Source organism: Chryseobacterium sp. FP211-J200 (genome assembly GCF_001643375.1).
GTDB classification, from domain to species: Bacteria; Bacteroidota; Bacteroidia; order Flavobacteriales; family Weeksellaceae; genus Epilithonimonas; species Epilithonimonas ginsengisoli.
This window is the reverse complement of record NZ_LSHB01000049.1, coordinates 1-20175: the sequence shown is the minus strand read 5'-3', so window position 1 is coordinate 20175 and position 20175 is coordinate 1. Positions and strand designations below refer to the sequence as shown.

General features: G+C 38.4%; 17 protein-coding genes and 5 tRNA genes. 15 read left to right on the top strand and 7 right to left on the bottom strand.

The genetic code is table 11. From position 1 onward, the window contains the following. Positions 1–501 precede the first annotated feature (501 nt). Positions 502–2301 (top strand): TonB-dependent receptor plug domain-containing protein, encoded by a 1800-nt coding sequence (locus AXA65_RS14445; RefSeq protein ID WP_063970787.1) that lies wholly within the window; start codon positions 502–504, stop codon positions 2299–2301. A gap of 132 nt (positions 2302–2433) precedes the next feature. Continuing rightward, positions 2434–3261, top strand: coding sequence for a 50S ribosomal protein L11 methyltransferase (gene prmA / locus AXA65_RS14440; protein ID WP_063970785.1), 828 nt, complete (start codon positions 2434–2436; stop codon positions 3259–3261). Between the two features lie 307 nt (positions 3262–3568). On the opposite strand, the gene AXA65_RS14435 is transcribed toward prmA, so the two are convergent. After that, a complete protein-coding gene (locus AXA65_RS14435) occupies positions 3569–4114 on the bottom strand; it encodes a GNAT family N-acetyltransferase (protein WP_063970784.1) in 546 nt (181 codons plus the stop codon). Positions 4115–4118: 4 nt separating this feature from the next. Continuing rightward, entirely contained in the window at positions 4119–5126 is a 1008-nt protein-coding gene (locus AXA65_RS14430) for an N-acetylmuramoyl-L-alanine amidase (RefSeq protein WP_063970783.1), read from the bottom strand. A gap of 134 nt (positions 5127–5260) precedes the next feature. Between AXA65_RS14430 and AXA65_RS14425 the strand changes: the two genes are divergently transcribed. From AXA65_RS14425 to AXA65_RS14395, 7 genes are all read left to right on the top strand, one after another. Then, positions 5261–5347: transfer RNA gene (locus tag AXA65_RS14425), tRNA-Ser, on the top strand. Positions 5348–5366: 19 nt separating this feature from the next. Further along, a tRNA-Pro gene (locus AXA65_RS14420) sits at positions 5367–5441 on the top strand. A 32-nt stretch (positions 5442–5473) separates the two neighbouring features. Beyond that, positions 5474–5547 (top strand) — tRNA-Arg (locus AXA65_RS14415). Positions 5548–5640: 93 nt separating this feature from the next. Next, a tRNA-Pro gene (locus AXA65_RS14410) sits at positions 5641–5715 on the top strand. A 33-nt stretch (positions 5716–5748) separates the two neighbouring features. After that, positions 5749–5822 (top strand) — tRNA-Arg (locus AXA65_RS14405). A gap of 207 nt (positions 5823–6029) precedes the next feature. Continuing rightward, positions 6030–6677, top strand: a complete 648-nt coding sequence (mtgA, locus tag AXA65_RS14400; protein ID WP_063970782.1) for a monofunctional biosynthetic peptidoglycan transglycosylase — start codon at positions 6030–6032, stop codon at positions 6675–6677. 16 nt (positions 6678–6693) lie between these two features. Further along, complete coding sequence (locus AXA65_RS14395; protein WP_063970781.1) at positions 6694–8721, top strand: recombinase; 2028 nt, start codon at positions 6694–6696, stop codon at positions 8719–8721. Here the strand turns inward: AXA65_RS14395 and AXA65_RS14390 are convergent. Further along, positions 8699–8995 carry a hypothetical protein gene (locus AXA65_RS14390; protein ID WP_063970780.1) on the bottom strand — a complete coding sequence of 99 codons (297 nt, stop codon included), beginning with the start codon at positions 8993–8995 and terminating at the stop codon, positions 8699–8701. The genes AXA65_RS14395 and AXA65_RS14390 overlap by 23 nt on opposite strands. A gap of 197 nt (positions 8996–9192) precedes the next feature. Here AXA65_RS14390 and ychF point away from each other — a divergent pair, with 197 nt between their 5' ends. The 6 genes from ychF to AXA65_RS14360 all read left to right on the top strand — a co-directional run bounded on the left by ychF (position 9193) and on the right by AXA65_RS14360 (position 16954). Further along, positions 9193–10284 (top strand): redox-regulated ATPase YchF, encoded by a 1092-nt coding sequence (ychF, locus tag AXA65_RS14385; RefSeq protein WP_063970779.1) that lies wholly within the window; start codon positions 9193–9195, stop codon positions 10282–10284. A gap of 86 nt (positions 10285–10370) precedes the next feature. Then, the gene (locus tag AXA65_RS14380; RefSeq protein WP_063970778.1) at positions 10371–11168 is read left to right on the top strand and encodes a T9SS-dependent choice-of-anchor J family protein; all 798 of its coding nucleotides are present in this window, start codon (positions 10371–10373) and stop codon (positions 11166–11168) included. A gap of 164 nt (positions 11169–11332) precedes the next feature. Next, positions 11333–13210 (top strand): DNA topoisomerase IV subunit B, encoded by a 1878-nt coding sequence (locus AXA65_RS14375; protein ID WP_063970777.1) that lies wholly within the window; start codon positions 11333–11335, stop codon positions 13208–13210. Position 13211: 1 nt separating this feature from the next. After that, positions 13212–13712, top strand: a complete 501-nt coding sequence (locus AXA65_RS14370) for a hypothetical protein (protein ID WP_063970776.1) — start codon at positions 13212–13214, stop codon at positions 13710–13712. Next, a complete protein-coding gene (locus AXA65_RS14365; RefSeq protein ID WP_063970775.1) occupies positions 13712–16288 on the top strand; it encodes a DNA gyrase/topoisomerase IV subunit A in 2577 nt (858 codons plus the stop codon). Before AXA65_RS14370 ends, AXA65_RS14365 begins: the two co-directional genes overlap by 1 nt. Before the next feature lie 15 nt (positions 16289–16303). After that, positions 16304–16954 (top strand): rhomboid family intramembrane serine protease, encoded by a 651-nt coding sequence (locus tag AXA65_RS14360; RefSeq protein WP_063970774.1) that lies wholly within the window; start codon positions 16304–16306, stop codon positions 16952–16954. A 281-nt stretch (positions 16955–17235) separates the two neighbouring features. Here AXA65_RS14360 and AXA65_RS14350 read toward each other — a convergent pair whose 3' ends face one another. From AXA65_RS14350 to AXA65_RS14335, 4 genes are all read right to left on the bottom strand, one after another. After that, entirely contained in the window at positions 17236–17583 is a 348-nt protein-coding gene (locus AXA65_RS14350) for a DUF4180 domain-containing protein (RefSeq protein ID WP_063970786.1), read from the bottom strand. Position 17584: 1 nt separating this feature from the next. After that, positions 17585–18541: a N5-glutamine methyltransferase family protein gene (locus AXA65_RS14345; RefSeq protein WP_063970772.1), complete on the bottom strand. Its 957-nt coding sequence runs from the start codon at positions 18539–18541 to the stop codon at positions 17585–17587. 121 nt (positions 18542–18662) lie between these two features. Beyond that, positions 18663–19424 carry a peroxide stress protein YaaA gene (gene yaaA / locus AXA65_RS14340; protein WP_063970771.1) on the bottom strand — a complete coding sequence of 254 codons (762 nt, stop codon included), beginning with the start codon at positions 19422–19424 and terminating at the stop codon, positions 18663–18665. An 84-nt stretch (positions 19425–19508) separates the two neighbouring features. Next, entirely contained in the window at positions 19509–20120 is a 612-nt protein-coding gene (locus AXA65_RS14335) for an L-threonylcarbamoyladenylate synthase (protein ID WP_063970770.1), read from the bottom strand. Between the last annotated feature and the right edge of the window lie 55 nt (positions 20121–20175).

The window sequence follows — 20175 nt, the reverse complement described above, 5'->3', positions numbered from 1 at the left end:
TACCTGGTTCTGAAATGGTCTAGGGTGGTTATGCAAGTGGTTGCAGCTGGTTCCGAAGCACCCAAGACCACTTGACCAACCGGATAAGGGTGGTTCCGAACCGGGGGTTACCTGGTTCTGAAATGGTTGAAGGTGGTTATGCAAGTGGTCGCAGCCGGTTCCGAAGCACCCATGACCACTTAACCAACCGGCTAAAGGTGGTTCCGAACCGGGGTATACCTGGTTCTGAAATGGTTGAAGGTGGTTATGTAAGTGGTTGCAGCTGGTTCCGAAGTGCCGATGACCATTTACAAAAGTGTCTGTTGGCGCTTGTAAAACCTGTTGAAGATACTTGTATGAACTGTTTCGTATACTTTAGAACAAGGTAAAGCCGTTGTCTACAATTGTAAACAGCGGGCTAAAGTCTGATGTTATTTATCATATAATTTTCCAGATTAATTGATTTTCGAAACAAGCCTTATTTCTATATTTGCCGCCAATTATCTGAAAGGAAATAAAACTATGAACAAAATAATTGTGACTCTGTCGGTTTTGGTTTTGTCAATCAACGGATTGGCTCAGAACAAGGAAAACACAATCGATGAGGTGAATTTACAGGGTCGGTTTTTATCGATTCCCTATAATGATGTGAATGAAAATGTGACGGTCATCACCAAGCAACAAATCCAAAATAGTCCTGCGACAAGCATCGATGAGTTGCTGCAGTTCCATTCTGGGTTGGATATCAAAAGACGAGGTTCCAACGGTGTTCAGAGTGATATTACGATTCGCGGAAGTTCGTTTGAGCAGGTTTTGATTTTGGTGAATGGCATCAGGATGAATGATTCGCAGACTGGTCATAATACATTCAATCTTCCGTTTGATATCTCGGCGGTGGAAAGGGTGGAGATTATGAAAGGATCGTCGGCAAAACTCTATGGACAGAACGTTTACGCAGGTGTCATTAACATTGTTACCAAATCATCGTCAGAAGAACAAGTGACGATAAAGGCTCAAGGCGGTGATTTCAAAACTTATGATTTGTCGGCTTCTGCAACGTTTGGTTCTGAGAAATTTACGAATCTATTTACCATTAGCAACGGTGCTTCCGACGGTTATCGATTCAATACAGATTATCAAATCAGGAATTTTTTCTATCAAAATAAATTAAAACTGAATGATGGAAGTCTGAGTCTGCAGGCTGGTTTTTCTGAGAAGAAATTTGGAGCGAATGGATTTTACGCCTCACCAGCGGCTATCAATCAGTATGAGGAAACGCAGGCTTCTGTGGTGAGTTTGCAATATCAGCAGAGGTTTGATAAACTGTCTGTAAACTCCAGTGTTTATTGGAGAAGAGGGCAGGATATGTATCTCTACACACGTCAAAATCCGGCTGGTTACAGGAATATGCACATCGGAAACAATGTCGGCGGGACTGTGAATGCGACTTACGAATCGTCACTTGGAACCACGGGAATTGGCGTGGATTACAGAAAAGAATTTCTCGTGAGCAGTAATCTTGGCGACAGAGAGCGTGATGTGACGCAGGTGTTTTTTGACCACCAGTTCAAGTTCTTCGATCAGAAATTGGAAATCAATCCGGGTGCAAGTTGGGCAAATTATTCTGGTCAGAATTTTTTCTATCCTGGGATGGATGTTGGTTATATCTTCAATCCCAATCACAAAGTGTTTGGAGCGGTTTCCAAAGGATTCAGGATCCCGACTTTCACCGATTTGTATTACGTGAGTCCTGCGGAAATTGGAAATCCTAACTTGGTTCCGGAATCTGCTGTTTCATCAGAATTAGGATATCGATTTCAGAATGAAAAAATATTGGCGAAAGTCAGCGGTTTCATCCGAAATACAAACAACGGCATCGATTGGTTGAAAGAAACGCCGGAAAGCCCGTGGAAAGCGGAAAATGTTGGAAAGATCCATCTCAAAGGTTTTGAAACTGAGTTCAAACATCAATTGTTCTCATTCCTTAATTATCGTTTGGGCTACACTTATCTTGATAATCAATATAAAAATGAGGAACTTTCCCGATACGCTTTGCAGAATCTGAGACATCAGTTCGTTGCGCAAGTCGATGTGAAGTTTTTGAAGTTCTTCAGCAATCAGTTGATCTACAAATATTCGGAACGCGTGAATCTTGGGAGTTATAATGTCCTTGATGAACAAATCAATTTCCGATACAAAGACCTTAATTTTTATGTCTTGATCAATAATCTGACGAATGCGAAATATGTGGAAACGAACTTGGTTCCGATGCCTGGAAGGTGGTTTCACGTAGGTTTCACTTATCAGATTAAGATGAACTAATTTTTTTAACCACAAAGACACAAAGGTTTTTCACAAGGTTTACAAATTTTCAAAAATCAGAAATTATCTGTGTTCTTTGTGAAATACTTCGTGACTTTGTGGTTTTAACCTAAATTTGCAAAAAATTAAACAATGGCAGCTTATCTGGAATTCAATTTTAAAATAAAACCTCTCCAACCTTGGAACGAAATATTGATGGCAGAACTGATAGAAATCGGTTTCGACAGCTTCACAGAAGAATATGACGGCATCCTGGGTTATATCCAAAAAGACCTTTTCAAAGAAGAAGAACTGAAAGGTATCTATCTTTTGCAAAACGAAGAAATCGAAATTTCTTACACCTACGAAGAAATGCCGAACATCAACTGGAACGAGGAGTGGGAAAAGAATTTTTCGCCCATCAATGTAGAAGATAAAGTCCTGATCAGAGCAGAATTCCACGACTCGGACCCGAATATGCATGAGATCGTGATTCAGCCGAAAATGTCTTTCGGAACTGGTCACCATCCTACCACGCACCTGATGATCCAGCAGATGTTGGATATGGATCTGGAGAACAAAAAAGTGCTTGATATGGGTTGCGGAACCTCGGTTTTGGCCATTTTCGCAAAACAGAAAGGAGCAGGGAGAACCGTTGCCATCGACATCGATGAATGGTCTGTAGAAAATTCCAAAGAAAATGCAGTACGAAATAATGTAGAATTGGATATCGAGCTGGGAACGGCTGACAATCTTGGAAAAGAAAAATTCGAGATCATCCTGGCAAACATCAACAGAAATATTTTGATTTCTGACATTCCGACTTATGTTTCCGTTTTGGAAGATGGTGGGAAATTATTGTTGTCCGGACTTTGCTTCTTCGATGTGGACGATATTCTGGAAGTTTGCACTGAGCAAAATTTGACATTAGAAAAGAAAATCCAGAGAGAAGAATGGGTTTCTCTGTTGTTGAGTAAGTAATAAAATAAACCCTCGAAATTTTTTTTCGAGGGTTTGTTTTTAGAGAATGCAAGATTCAATATCATCATTGTCCTATATACGGGTCGCTCCTCTGGAGCTTAACTTCTAATAACAACTATTTGCTATTAACAGATTGCTCCTAAAGGAGCTGACTTATTTAGTCCCATTGGGACTTGCTGTTAATAGAAAAAAACAAGCCCCGAAAAACAAAGCTCCAGCGGAGCGAACTGTGGATTTATCCGATAAACATTGTATTCGTCAATTTGTTTACAATGTCTATCGGATAATAATGATTTGATATTAGTAATTATTTTCTCTCATCGCTAAATAAAATAGCGTATCCATAATTATCCGACCAACCAGATTTTAAAGGTAATAATTGTCTCGTGTGTGCTTCCCTCAACATCCCCACTTTTTCTAAAACGTTGAATGAACCAACATTATCGACTGCACATCCAGCTTCAATTCTGTGAAGCTTCAAGGTTTCAAAACCAAAGTCTAATATTTTTCTTAAGCTTTCTGTTGCATAACCTTTGTTCCAAAATCTATAATCCAATTGAAACCAGACTTCCGCATTTTTGTAGTGTTCTTTTCCCAGATGTAATCCAATCAGTCCGATGAATTTTTCTTCAGTAATCAATTCAACAGCAAATGTAAAATGCTTGATGTTTTCTTTATTGTTTTCAGCAATCCATTTTTCAACAGTCATTTTTGTTTCATTAATGTCAATTGGGATTTTTGATGTATTGAATTGGGCAGTCTGTTCTAAAGATTGTAGTTCAAATATATTTTCAATGTCGTTTTCAGAAATCGGTCTTAAATTTAATCTTTCAGTTTTTAAAATAATATCCATCTTACTACTTCTGCGGATACTTCTGAATCAAAGCCTGCAAAATCGCCAACGTCTCCGCATCCATAATCCCGCTGTAATTCGTCGGTCGAAAGTGAAATTGGAAAGCCTCAATGGTTTGCTTCGTAGCTTTGTCCCAAACCCCATTCACGGTCAAAGCATAACCAAATTGCACCAATTGCTGCTGAACTTTGGAAACAAATTCCGGATTGTTATATTGTATGGTAATATCGTTTGTTGTTAAGATTTGATCTAGAAAAGTCTGTTTCGCCGCTTCGTCGTACCACATCCCGATTTGATACTCGTCGTACAATCTCTTCCAAGGGAAAAGTGGTCCTGGATCTTGTTTTCTCGTTGGTGCAATATCCGAATGTGCGAGAATATTGGTTGGTTGGATGTTGTATCTAACGATAAGGTCTTTTACCAAAGCAGCTACTTTCTTGATCTGTTCTTCAGGATACGGCGTGAAAACCCGCAGACCTGTAGAGTCGACTGTGTAACCCATATTCACGATTTCTATTCCGATAGAAGTATCATTTAATTGTTGGTCCTTTCTCCAGAAACTGATTCCGGCATGGTAAGAGCGCTTGTTTTCATCCACCAATTGATAGATTTCTTTATCTGGCAATGTATTCACGAGGTAATGTGCGCTTACCGACTGTTGTGTAAGAGTTGAGATGGATTTTTCATCATTTAATACGGTATAATGTAAAATCACATAGCGTTGGCGGAAATTCTGCCCGACAGAAGGGAAATATGTTTTGGTCACTTTGTATCCTGCCGGATTGGCGCTTACTATAGAACCATAACTTATTGTGTTGTCATTTTTCGTGATATCCGCAATATTGACTTTGTAATAGTCGCCTTCATCCTGTTTGATTTCTGGTTTTTTTATAGGAACAACTGCAACTGGTGTGGTAGATTTTACCGGAGTTTTACTTTTTACAGTTTTTTGTTGGGATCCGCAGGAAATGATTAATGATCCTAATGATATGAGATATAATGAATTACGCATTCGTGTCTGTTTTGGGTTATATTTAATGAGTCAAAAATAAGAAAAAAAATAAATAAAATTTTTTGGTAGTTACACAAAAGTCTTCTATATTTGCACTCGCAATAACGGGATAGAATATATCACTGAAACTGCAAGGAGAGTTGCCTGAGAGGCCGAAAGGACTTGTTTGCTAAACAAGCGAACTGGAAACGGTTCCAAGGGTTCGAATCCCTTACTCTCCGCAGCTAAAAGATGACTTATCGGGGCGTAGCGTAGTCCGGTCATCGCGCCTGGTTTGGGACCAGGAGGTCGCAGGTTCGAATCCTGCCGCCCCGACAATTTTTAGTGATTTTCGTAAAAATTACAATGGGTGCGTAGCTCAGCTGGATAGAGCATCTGCCTTCTAAGCAGACGGTCTCAGGTTCGAATCCTGACGCGCTCACAAAAGAGAGATCATTCTTGATCTCTTTTTTTTATATCGGAAAGCTAGATATTTATTTCTCTTTTTGATAATAAATATTTTTAATTTAATTTACGGGGCGTAGCGTAGTCCGGTCATCGCGCCTGGTTTGGGACCAGGAGGTCGCAGGTTCGAATCCTGCCGCCCCGACAATTTTTAGTGATTTTCGAAAAAATTACAAATGGGTGCGTAGCTCAGCTGGATAGAGCATCTGCCTTCTAAGCAGACGGTCTCAGGTTCGAATCCTGACGCGCTCACAAGAACCTCACAAAGCAATTTGTGAGGTTTTTTGTTTTAAAAAGGTTACAGGTTTGAATCCTGTCGAGGTCACTTCACAGACCTTCATATATTATAAAGTTTTTATTTTCCCAATATCTAAATGTCCGTTGATATTAAATTCTTTGTTGAAATATGATCGGATAAAATATTTTTTTGTTTTATTTTCGCTGAAAATTTGTTGCAATATGTGGAAGCTTATCAAAAAACTGGTCTTTATCCTTATTATAGCTAATATTCTTTTTGTGATCTTCGGTATATTTTTCAATCCACCAATTACCTGGACGCAGTTGGGGAGTGTTTTCAAATACGGAAAGATGAACCGCGATTACGTTTCCTATGATGATATGGGAAATAACATCAAAAAAGCAGTACTTGCTTCCGAAGATCAGGCGTTTTTCAATCACAATGGTTTTGATTATAAAGCCATAGAAAAGGCGATGAAAAAAAATGATAAAAAAGGAAAGGTAGTTCGAGGTGGAAGCACTATCTCTCAACAAACTGCAAAAAATGTTTTCCTTTGGCAAGGTAGAAGTTGGCTGAGAAAAGGCTTGGAAGCGATTTATACTTTTATTATCGAGAAGGTCTGGGGAAAAGATATCATTCTTGAAAGATACCTTAATGTAATAGAAATGGGTCAGGGCGTGTTTGGTGTGGAAGCGGCTGCTCAATATTATTATAATAAACCAGCAAAAGATCTGACTAAAAGTGAAGCGGCCTGGATTGCAGCAGTTTTACCAAATCCCAAAAAATATGATCCTAAAAATCCAAGTGCCTATCTCAACAAAAAACACAAATGGATCATGAGACAGATGAATAACATTGTTCTGAAATGATTACTTTTGTGCTAAGATGCCAATTAGATTAATTAGAAAAGACAGTTTCAGTACGATTTTAAAGAATTATTTCAGCGAAAGAAATGAGACTTTGTCTTTGCAGCCTTTATCCGAAATTATCACAAGCCTCAAGCGAGAAGACTTAGGTGTTTTCACAGCATATCTCAAGGATAATGATACAATAAAGGATAATCTGACTTTTTATATTCATAATATTTTTCAGGATAAACCCTTCAATTTGTCATTGACAGAAGCTGATATCTTATCTGAGAATGCCTTTTATCCTGAGTTTAAAAAACGAATTCTTAATAAAGTATTACCACCGATTGAAAACGAAAATACCATCTGGTATTTGGTGGACAATGTTCTTGTAACGCCGAAGAAAGATCTCCAGTTTTTCCAGAATTCACCAGAAGATAAGTTGGATGAACTTTTTCAATTACTGAAGATCGATAGATTTATCAGTAATCCACACGTTAAGAAAGAACTTTTGTTTTCGCTTAATATTCTGGCTTGGCGCGTTATCGGAAATGCCCTGGATGTAGATGTCGTGAAAATGGCACCGGAATATCGTAATTTTGATAATCCATTTCTAGCTTTGCAAAATGAGTTAGATATTATCAATGCTGATTTTAATGACAATCCGGATTTCAAATTTACTTCCAATGATGAGGTTTATAAACAGACCAAGATCTACATGGAGCAGTGTCTGGAATTTGTCAATTTGGCCTTCAAGAATTCGTCAAAATATGGAATTTCCAGCAAGACCAATCAGTCATTGCTGAAGATCAGACAACAGCTCAACAGAATGTCTGACATTATCAAATTATTTGTGATCGATGACGACCGCGATTATTTGATCAATTCCAAGCAGTTGTTCTTTAATATTTTAAAGTACAAATCGCATAAAAACAACCTTCGTGATCTGGTTTCGGACAGCACAAGACTGATGTCGCATCTGATCACCAATCACACTGCAGAAACAGGAACGCATTACATCACTTCTACGCTCAAAGCATATATGAAAATGTTTTGGAAAGCGTCTGGCGGTGGTGTTATCGTAGGCGCACTTTGTGTTTTGAAGATGCTTTACAGTTATATTCCTGCAAGTGATTTTGCCCACGCATTTCTTTATTCTATGAATTATGCGATGGGATTTGTCATGATCTATCTGATGAATTTCACTCTTGCTACAAAACAACCTGCCATGACGGCTGCGACGATGGCAAAGGTGCTTTCGGAAGGCAATAGCAGAAATACTTATATCGAGTTTGCGCACGTGGTTTCACAATTGTTCCGGTCGCAGTTTATTGCGTTTGTTGGCAATGTATTGTTGTCGTTTCCAGTTTCTTTGATCATTATTTATGGATTGGAAATTTTGTTTAAACAGAATTTTGCTTTCGATAAGTCCAGCAGATTGCTTTATGACCTGGACCCTTTCCAGTCCAAAGCCATTTTGCATGCTTGTATCGCTGGTGTTTTCCTTTTTATTTCGGGTGTGATCTCTGGGAATATCAGTAATAATTCTATCTTTTTCCAGATTCCTAAGCGGATCGCTAAGAATCCATTTATCAATTATTTTTTCGGACAGAGGATAGCAAAGCAATTGTCTGTGTATTATTCTAAAAATTGGGCTGGGATTGTTTCCAATTTCTGGTTCGGGGTTTTTCTTGGGGCAACCGCGCCAATAGGGCTTTTCCTTGGATTGGATCTCGATATTCGACACATTACTTTTGCTGCCGGTAATTTTGCTTTGGGTCTTTATGGTAAAGATTTTGTGATCACTTCGTACGCATTTTGGATTTCCTTTATTACGGTTTTCGTGATCGGATTTTTCAATTTTGCGGTCAGTTTTGGTCTGTCAATGTTGTTGGCTTTCCGTTCCAGAAAAGTAGAGATGAATGAAGCGAGGGAGATCTTTGGCGAGATCTTTAGATATTTTGTCCGAAATCCATTCCGATTTTTCTTTCCATTAAAATCAAGATTGGATGAGAGGAGCAAGAGGATGATCGATGAAATTACTACAGGATCAGCAGGTCATTGATCAAAGAATCATCTTTTAAAACTTCACGAAATTTCTTTAGGAAAAAAGTTTTTCTCAATCGGAAATCGTTCTTTAGTAGGGGTGATTTGATTCTGATGATCAGAACTTGTTCTTTCAGATTCACGCTTACGATCTCTGCAAAGAGGTCATTGGAAAGATAATCTTCAAGAAAATCCTTGATCTCGAAGGCTTTTAATTTATCTTCAAAACCATAGATCCTGGCAAAAGAATTCACTAATTCCGAAGATAGATATTCGCGTTTTTTTCTGGCCATTTTGCTGTCGTTTCCTGATCTTGATTAAGATTGTAAAAGTAGAAAATTCAAACGCAAAAATCAGTATATTTGCAAACTTAAAATTCAATGTCCTAGGTTTGAAATTCAATGTTTAAACTTGGAACATTAAACTATAAACAAAGAAATTATGAAACCGTAAGGTAACATAACTTTAAAATAACAAATAAAATTTCGTTATGAAATGTGGAATCGTAGGTCTTCCGAATGTAGGAAAATCAACCCTTTTTAATTGTCTTAGCAACGCCAAAGCGCAATCTGCAAACTATCCGTTTTGTACCATAGAACCAAATCTTGGAACTGTTTCTGTTCCGGATACCAGACTTTTTGAATTAGAAAAGATCGTGAATCCAGAGCGCGTTTTGCCTGCGGTCGTAGAGATCGTGGATATTGCAGGATTGGTAAAAGGTGCTAGCAAAGGTGAAGGATTGGGAAATCAATTCTTGGCAAACATCCGCGAGTGTGAAGCTATTATTCACGTTTTGAGATGTTTCGACAACGGAAATATCATCCACGTGGAAGGTTCTGTGGATCCGATCAGAGATAAAGAGATCATTGATATCGAACTTCAGTTGAAAGATCTTGAAGCGATTGGAAAAGCAGTTGATAAAGCTAAAAAATTCCTGAAATCTGGTAAGAAAGAAGATCTTCTGACTTATGATGTTTTACAAAATCTTCAGACTTTTGTAGAAGAAGGAAAAAATGCAAGAGAATTCCCTGCAGATGATTTCGCAAAATCAATTCTTGAAGAAGTTCAATTGTTGACAAACAAACCAGTTCTTTACGTTTGTAATGTGGACGAAAATTCCATCAAAAACGGAAACGATTGGATAGCTAAGATCGAAGAAATGGCAAAATCTGAGAATGCGGAAGTTGTAGTTCTAGCAGCGCAGATCGAAGCGGATATCAATGAATTGGAGACTTTTGAAGAAAGACAGATGTTCCTGGAAGAACTTGGTTTGGAAGAACCAGGCGTGAACAGATTGATCAGAAAAGCGTACGACCTTTTGAAACTTCAAACCTATTTCACAGCTGGTGTCAAGGAGGTTAGAGCTTGGACAATCGGTCAAGGTTGGACAGCGCCTCAAGCTGCGGGTGTGATCCACACAGATTTCGAGAAAGGATTTATTCGCGCAGAGGTCATTAAATATAACGATTACATGAATTACGGTTCCGAAGCGAAAGTGAAAGAAGCTGGAAAACTATCTGTGGAAGGAAAGGAATATGTCGTTCAAGATGGCGATATCATGCACTTCAGATTTAATGTTTAAAATAACATTTCAAAAATATTCTAAAACGCTTTCAGAAATGGAAGCGTTTTTTTGTTTAATTTTAGAAAAATTTAAAATAAAAGATTATGATTAAAAAATTACTATTTTCTTCTTTGTTAATGACTGGTCTGGCTACATCAGCTCAAACGGTACTTTTCAGTGAAGATTTTGAAACTGAGGCTGGAAGAAATTCTTGGGGTAATACAGACCGAGTTGGTGACTCGCAAAAATGGGAATTTGATAATAGTTCAGTAGATGCTTTCACTGGATATTACGCAACTTCTTGGTCTTGGTTTTTTGAAGCCTTCACGCCAGATAATACTTTGACAAGTCCAGTCATTGCTTTGCCTAACAATTCCGGAAAACAGTTAAATTTGAAATTCGATGTTGGTGCTTTTGATGATGTTGTTTTTCAGGAACATTACGCTGTTTATGTGATTCCAGCCAATTCTACTTTTACAGGAACAGAAACTGCGGTTTTTGAAGAGACTTTGGATGCAGGATATATGGACGAGGCTAAGCACGTGACTGTGGATCTTTCCGGGTTTGCAGGTCAAGATGTTCAAGTGGTTTTTAGGCATTATGATTGTACCGATCTTTTGGTTTTGATCATCGATAATATTCAGGTTTTGGAAACAGAAACTTTGGCGGTTTCGGATTTTAACAAAGCTAATCTTCAGGTTTATCCCAATCCAAGTTCAGATTTTATCAAAGTAAATGGTGTGGATCATATTGACAAAATAAGATTGTATGATGTTTCCGGGAAAATGGTTTTGGAAACGCAATCTGCTGAAGCAGATATTAGAAGATTGCCTGCAGGTCAATATATTCTTAATGTTCATTCTGGGTCAGAGATTATTTCTAAGAAAATTATTAAGAAGTAACTTCAAAATTTTATTAATGAAAAATGAAAGTCAGGCCATCGTCTGGCTTTTTTGTTGAATTAATTTGAAATGCCCTTAAAATTAATTTCGTAAAACTTTCAAATTAAATTTCATTTCGTTAAATTTGTAAGTTACCGATTATCAACAAGCCAATCATCTACTTTATGAGCGAAATCAATCCTGTAAACTATTCCGAAGATAATATCAGAACCCTCGATTGGCAAGAGCATATCAGGCTTCGTCCTGGGATGTACATTGGTAAACTGGGCGATGGTTCTTCCGCGGATGACGGGATCTACATTCTACTCAAAGAGATCATCGATAACTCCATCGATGAATTTGTGATGAAGTCTGGAAAGCGCATCGAAATCAAGGTTGACGAGGGAAAAGTGACCATCCGTGACTACGGTCGTGGAATTCCTCTTGGTAAAGTGGTAGACGCTGTTTCCAAAATGAATACCGGTGGAAAATATGATAGCAAAGCTTTTAAAAAATCAGTTGGTCTGAATGGTGTCGGTACCAAAGCTGTAAATGCGTTATCTGGATTTTTCCGGGTGAAGTCTGTAAGAGATAACCGCATGAAAATGGCGGAATTCTCCAAAGGTGTTATTAAAATAGATTTCCCTGAAGCTGATTCATCCGACAGAAACGGAACAGAGATCAGCTTTATTCCAGACGAAGAGATCTTCATCAATTTTAAATTCAGAAAGGAATATGTAGAGAGAATGCTTCGTAACTACGCATATCTGAATCCTGGTTTGACCATCCTTTTCAACGGCGAGAAATTCTTCTCCGAAAACGGATTGAAAGATCTTTTGGAAGAGGAATTGGAAAGCGATATCCTTTATCCTATCATTCATTTGAAAGAAGAAGACATAGAAGTGGCCATCACGCATTCTGATAAATCTCAGACTGAGACTTATTTTTCTTTTGTTAACGGGCAAAATACAACGCAAGGTGGAACGCACTTGAACGCCTTTAGGGAAGCTTTTGTGAAAACGATCAGGGAATTTTACAATAAGAATTTTGAAGCGGCTGATATAAGAAAATCCATTATAGCCGCGGTTTCCATCAAAGTTGTGGAACCTGTTTTCGAGTCTCAGACCAAGACAAAACTCGGGTCGAACGAGATTGAGCCAGGTGGAATGACGGTACGAACTTTCATCATCGATTCACTTAAAAATAAACTGGACAATTATCTTCACAGAAATCCTGAAACGGCGGAAGCTATTCTCAGAAAGATCATGATCTCTGAACGTGAAAGAAAAGAACTGTCCGGAATCCAAAAACTAGCAAGAGAGCGCGCAAAAAAAGTTTCGCTTCACAACAAAAAGCTGAGAGATTGCCGTCATCATTACAATGATCAGAAAGCAACGAGAAAATCCGAAACGATGATCTTCATCACCGAGGGAGATTCGGCTTCTGGCTCTATCACAAAATCCAGAGATGTGGAAACGCAGGCTGTTTTTTCTTTGAAAGGTAAGCCGCTGAACTGCTACGGATTGACCAAGAAAGTAGTTTATGAAAACGAGGAATTCAACCTTCTGCAAGCCGCATTAAACATTGAGGAAAGTCTCGAAGACCTAAGATACAATCACGTGATCATTGCGACGGATGCCGATGTTGATGGGATGCACATCAGATTGCTGATGATCACATTCTTCCTCCAATTCTTCCCAGATCTGATCAAGAACGGACATCTTTATATTTTGCAAACCCCTTTATTTAGGGTAAGAAATAAAAAAGAAACCAGATATTGCTATTCCGATGCAGAGCGATTAAAAGCTTTGGACGAGTTGGGGAAAAATCCAGAGATCACCCGATTCAAAGGTTTGGGAGAGATCTCGCCAGACGAGTTCAAGCACTTTATCGGGAAAGATATCAGACTGGAACCTGTTGTCCTTGGTAAAGATCAGACGATAGCTCAGATCCTGGAATTCTACATGGGCAAGAATACGCCGGACAGACAGTTGTTCATTCTGGATAATCTAGTGGTCGAAGAAGGTGATATTGATAAGAAAGAAAATTTAGAAACTGTTTAAGATGCGACTAAGTAACAGGAATAAGGCGCCTTTCTACAGTTTTATTTACTCATTGGCAGGCATTATTTTTATTTTATGGCTCATTGCCTATATCCTTGAGGTCAATAAATTTGATGTTTTGGGAGACAAATCTTGGGTCTTGCTATCAATTCCTATTTTGATGTTTCTCTTCTTATATCTTTTTGGAAGACCGATATTTGAATACGACAGTGATGGAGAGGCACTCAACTTTAGAAATAACCATGTCATTTACATTCTGGCAAAAGGAAATGCAAAAGACGAGTTTCCAAAATACAAGTTGCTGAAGTTCAATGTTGTTCAAACGTTGATATTTAGAAAATTATATATTTATATTACCAGTAAAAAAACACATGTTGTCATCTTGAAATATGATATTTCATTTCTCAGTCAAAAACAAGTCAAAGATTTGAAGTTTTCTTTGAACAAGGTAGTAAAAGCCAATAGTGAAATCGGAAAAGATGAAAATACAGTAATAGATTAATGGAAGAAAGTACACATCACGAAGAAAGCCTGAAAAAAGTTTCAGGACTGTATAAAGATTGGTTTCTGGATTATGCATCCTATGTTATTTTGGATCGTGCAATTCCTTCTATTTTTGATGGTTTCAAACCGGTACAGCGTAGGATCATGCACTCGATGCGTGAGTTGGAAGACGGGCGCTACAACAAAGTGGCGAACGTGGTAGGAAACACGATGAAGTACCACCCACATGGCGATGCGTCTATCACAGATGCGATGGTACAATTGGGGCAAAAAGAATTATTGATTGATACGCAGGGTAACTGGGGAAATATCTATACAGGCGATTCGGCAGCAGCGGCGAGATACATCGAAGCTAGATTGACACCTTTCGCGCTGGATGTTGTCTTCAACCCAAAAACCACGCATTGGACAAAATCCTATGATGGCAGAAACAATGAACCTGTTGATCTTCCCGTAAAATTCCCATTGCTTCTTGCACAAGGTGTTGAAGGGATTGGAGTAGGACTTTCCACCAAGATCATGCCTCATAACTTCAATGAATTAATTACAGCTTCCATCCTTTATCTTAAAGGTAAGAAATTCGAATTGTTTCCGGATTTCTTGACTGAAGGAATGTTGGATGTGACCAATTATAACGATGGAAAACGTGGCGGAAAAATACGGGCGCGAGCAAGAATTATCCAAAAAGACAAGCACACACTTTCCATTACAGAATTACCTTTTTCAAAAAATACAGGCGATCTCATCGATAGCATCATCAAAGCCAACGAAAGAGGTAAAATCAAGATCAAAAAAATCGAGGATAATACGTCCGATGTTGTAGAGATCAGCATCCATCTTCATCCAGATGTTTCTCCAGACAAGACAATCGATGCACTTTACGCTTTCACAGATTGCGAAGTTCCAATCTCTCCAAATGCCTGCGTGATTGTTGGAGACAAACCAATGTTCCTCTCAGTTTCCGATATTCTGAAACATAACACAGACCATACGGTTTCTTTATTGAAAAAAGAATTGGAGATAGAACTGCACGAGTTGCAGGAAAACTGGCATTTCTCCTCATTGGAAAGGATTTTCATCGAGAATAGGATCTACCACGATATTGAGGAAGTCAAGTCTTGGGAAGATGTCATCAAAACCATTGATGAAGGTTTGAAACCGCATACCAAACATTTGCTGAGAGCTGTTACAGAAGAAGATATTTTAAGATTGACAGAGATTCGAATCAAGAGAATTTCCCGTTTCGATTTAGATAAATTCAAAGAAAATATTATCGCATTAGAAGGAAAAATTGAGCAGGTCAAACACCATTTAGCGAACTTGATCGTTTATGCGATAGATTATTACACCAATATTCAGAAAAAATACGGAAAAGGAAAAGAAAGAAAAACCGAATTAAGGATTTTCGATACGATCGATGCGACCAAAGTTGCCGTTGCAAATGAAAAATTCTATGTCAATTGGGAAGAAGGTTTCATTGGAACATCACTCAAGAAAGATGAGTTCTTGTTCGATTGTTCGGATATAGATGACATCATCACCTTCCAAAAAGACGGAACAATGAAGGTGGTAAAAGTGGAAGGTAAAACATTCATCGGGAAAAATATCGTCCACGTTGCAATCTGGAAAAAGAATGATAAACGCACAGTTTACAACTCGATTTATCGTGAAGGCCGAGAAGGTCCTTATTATATGAAACGTTTTTCTGTAACTGGTGTTACGAGAAATACAGATTACAAACTGGCGTCTGACAAAAAAGGTTCAGAAATGCTTTATTTCTCAGCCAATCCAAATGGTGAGGCGGAAGTAGTTTCTGTATTATTAAAACCAAATGCCAGAGTCAGAAAGAATAAGATTGATATCGATTTCTCCGAAATTGCCATCAAAGGCCGTGATTCCAAAGGAAATCTGGTAACCAAATATGCAGTCAAAAAAGTCGACCTAAAAGAAGAGGGCGTTTCTACCTTGGCTCCAAGAAAGATCTGGTTCGATGATTCCGTAAGACGTCTCAATGCCGACGGACGTGGAACTTTGCTCGGAAGTTTCAAAGGTGATGACAAGATTTTGACCATTAATTCTCAAGGCGAAGCGAAGTTGGTTTCCTTCGATCTCATGAACCGTTTCGATGATGAATATCTGATCCTTGAGAAATGGAAACCGGAACAAGCAATCACTTGCATCTATTTTGACGGCGAAAAAGATAAGTATTTTGTCAAACGTTTCTTGCTGGAAAACACGACCAACATCCAATCATTCTTCAGCAACGAGAATCCAAAATCATTCTTAGAATTCGTGACGACAGAAATTGGCGCCATCGCAGAATTGGTTTTCCCGAAGATCAAAGACAAACAAAAAGACCCGGAAACGGTCGATTTGGACGAATTCATAACAGTCAAAGGAATCAAAGCCATCGGAAATCAATTGACTAAAGATAAAGTCAAAAATATTAATATTACGATTCCGGAACCACCGGAGATTATAGAAGAAGAACCTGAGATCGAAGAAGTTTCAGAAGAAGATCTGGACGACGACGGTGGAACCATCGGAAGTCTTTTCGACGAAGAAAACAATTAAAATTTAAACAAAAAAATGGACAGTTCACTATATATCCTAGTCATCATTATTGCAATTACCTGCGTCACCAGCTACATCGGATTCCAGCAACCGGAGTTTTTCCAAAAGTATAAATTCGAAGTAGGCGCGATCCAAAGACGCAAAGAATATCTCAGACTTTTGTCTGCCGGATTTTTGCACGGCGATTTCATGCACTTGTTTTTCAATATGTACACGCTCTACATCTTTGCACCGATTGCTTTGATGGGATTTCACGTTTACGGATTCTTGATCATCTATTTTGGGTCCATGGTCCTGGGAAATCTCTTTTGCCTGTACCATTACCGCAATGTTCCATTTTATTCAGCAATTGGAGCCAGTGGAGGCGTGTCTGGGATTTTGTTTGCAGCCGTAGCTTTAGCGCCAAGAGAGATTGAGATCTGGTTCATTCCAGGCTTTCTTTTCGGTGCCATCTATTTCGGCTATTCCGTTTACATGATGCTCAATCCACGAGCCAATGACAATATCGGTCACGCCGCGCATCTCGGTGGCGCATTTTTCGGATTGGTTTACGCGGTGATTGTCTACCCAGAATTTGCGATGAAGAATGCTTTGCCCATTGGAATTATGGCTTTACCACTGATTTATTTGGCTTACGAGATCTTCGTCAAAAAAAGAATCGGATAAAATTTACCTTCAAAGAGTGTCAATAAGCCGAAGGCGCAATTGACAGGGTGGTTTAGGAGCAAAACGCTTAAAGTTTTGTTCCACGTTTCCAACCCGCTGTCCACTATATCTTTTTCTTTTCCGTTGCCAAAGATTATCCAAGGCCAACGAAAAAGAAAAAGGATGCCGTTCCCATCGGGGCTATGTTGACGTTTTATCCTTCTTTCACGATTCAAAATTTCCTTTCTCTGAAAGGGTGATAATGCGCTAGGGGCGCAATGGACGGTAGTTTTTACCAACAATTAAGTAAGTGCTTCAGAAAGTGTCTCAACAAAATTGATTTGTCTGCCTTCATTACTTTCCAGGATGAAATCTCTCAAACTTTGACTCTCGTATTTTTTTAAATCTCCGATAATGGCCAATCGCATTCTGTAATTTGAAAATTTTTGCAAAATGTCTCCAGCCAATTTGTTCTTCAGATCAAAGAAATCGGACGTCAAATTTTTTTCAGAGATCACCAGTTTATCAAAACCTTGATAATAGATATTTCCAACCAGATCCAGCGCATCCTCTACAGAATTGATGATTATTTCATCCGAAACAATCTCTGCGACTTTCTCTTCGTTGACGATATGCGTTTTTATTTCCATATTATTTCCTCCCAAAGATCATCCTGTCATTCCCCGAAATATCTTTCAAAAGCTCAACTTCCGAAAAGCCATCTTGAAACAATTCCAAAGTTTCTTTCCCTAATTTCTGATTGATCTCCAAAAACAAAAGTCCATTTTCGGATAAATGATTTTTGCAATCTTCGGCAATTTTTCTGTAGAAGATCAAAGCGTCCGAAGTAGGAGAGAAGAGCGCCAAATTGGGTTCAAAACCTTTCACGGAAACTTCAATCTCCGGATTTTCCTCAATTCCAATATAAGGCGGATTGCTGATGATCACATCATAGATCTCTTTATCAGTCTGAGCGGAGTTAAAGACTTCATTCAAATAATCCTTATTGATAAAATTAATTTCTGTCTTATGAAATTCTGAATTCCTTCTCGCAACTTCCAATGCATCATTCGAAATATCAATCGCTGAAACTTCTGCTTCCGGAAAATATTTCTTCAAAACAATCGGAATAATTCCGCTGCCTGTTCCAATATCAAGAATTCGAAAATGGTCGTTGGTTTTTGGTTTTTGGTTGTCAGGCTGAGATTCTCGAAGCCTTTCTAGTTGTACATTGTCAGTCTGAACGGAGTCGAAGACTTGAATCTTTTGCCTTTTTTCTTTTATCTTATTTATGGCTAACTCCAAAAGTTCCTCCGTTTCCGGTCTTGGGATCAAAACGTGTTCGTTCACAAAGAATTTCATTCCATAGAATTCCGTTTCGCCGAGGATCTGCTGAAAAGGTTTTCCAGTTTTCAATTCAGAAATAGCTTCAGAAAATTTGTTGGAATCGCTTTCCGATAATTCATTTTCCAAACTATGTCGCAATTCAATTTTATTCAAATTCAAAAAATGTTCAGCAAAAATCGAGAACAATTCCTCGATCTCAGTTTTGGAATAGATCTCAGAAAGTTCTTCGTAAAAGAGAATCTTGATTTCGGAACGCTTCATAATGGAATTTGTCGCAAAGTCGCAAAAATTAATTGATTGACAAAAAGAAAAAGTCGCAAAATAACTTTGCTACTTTTAATTTATATGCGATTTGTGATCTTATGCCTTTAAGATAAATGTTCTATCTCGTGAAAACCAAATTGGTTTCGGTCGACAGTTTCTCATCAAACAAATAATTCTCGTAATTGAAAGCCTTCACTTCATCCAAAGTTTTAACTTGTTTCTCAGCACAAAAACGCAAAACCAATCCACGAGCATGTTTCGTGTAAACCACAATGGTCTTCAGTTTTCCATCCGGCTGTATTTGCTTGAATTCAAAATCGATGACTTTTGCTTTTAACGCTTTCTTGTTAATCACTTTGAAATATTCTGTACTCGCAAGATTGATGAGCAGTTCTCCTTTTTTGAGTTCAGAATTCAGTTGTTCTGTCACTTTCTCAGTCCAGAATTCGTAGATATTTTTGTAAGAATCAAATTTGAAAGGTCGTCCCATTTCCAATCTGTACAACATCACTTTGTCGGATGGCTTCAACAATCCATAAAGTCCGGACAAGATCCTGTAATTTTTCTGAAGATAATCCACTGCATCTTTATCCAAAGTTTTGGCGTCCAAGCCACGGTAAACTTCGCCTGTGAAAGCAAACATCGCAGGTGCAGAATTTTTAGTCGTTGGTTTTGCGCTCCATTTCTGATTGCGTTCCCAGTTTTCATCAGCCAATTTGGAGGAAATTTCCATTAACTCAGAAAGATATTTTGGCGATTTTTCTTTTAAGAAAGATTGGATGAATTCAGAATCTTTGATGAATTTCGGAGTTGTAGATTTCAAAAATTCCGTCGAATTTTCAACGTTCATCAATTTAGCTGGAGAAGTAACGAATTTCATTGAGTTGTCAGTTGATAGTTGTTTGTTGTCAGTCTTAGGTTCTTTAGAACTCGAAATAAACCTTGAGTCTTTTTCCTTTTATCTTTACAAAATTCCTTTCCCTTGTCTCAGGATTTCAGGTTCGCCGGAAGTCAGGTCAACGATTGTGGAAGCTGTGTTGTCACCATAACCAGAATCTATGACGAGGTCAACCAACTTTTCGTATTTCTCAGCTATCAATTCCGGGTCTGTAGAATATTCCAAAATCTCATCATCGGCGTGAATTGAGGTTGAAACAATCGGATGACCCAGTTTTTCAACAATCATTTGCGGAACGATATGGTCAGGAACTCGGATTCCTACGGTTTTGTGACCTTTATAAGATGTCGGCAAATTTCTGTTAGCTTCCAAAATGAATGTGAAAGCACCAGGCAAATGGGCTTTTAAGAATCGAAAAGTTGCGGTTTCTATCGGCTTTGTAAATTCGGAAAGATGGCTTAGGTCATTACAAATGATAGAGAACTTGTGCTTATCCAGTTTGATTCCTTTGATCTGGGCAAGTCTTTCCATCGCTTTGTGATTGTAGATATCACAACCGATTGTGTAGATCGTATCAGAAGGGTAGATGATGACGCCACCATTCTGTAAAACCTTAACAGCTTCGTTGATAAGGTTTTCCTGTGGGTTTTCCGGATATATTTTTAGGATTTTAGCCATGATCAAAGATATAAATTATTTAAAAAATACTTGTTAACGGATCAAGATCAAAACC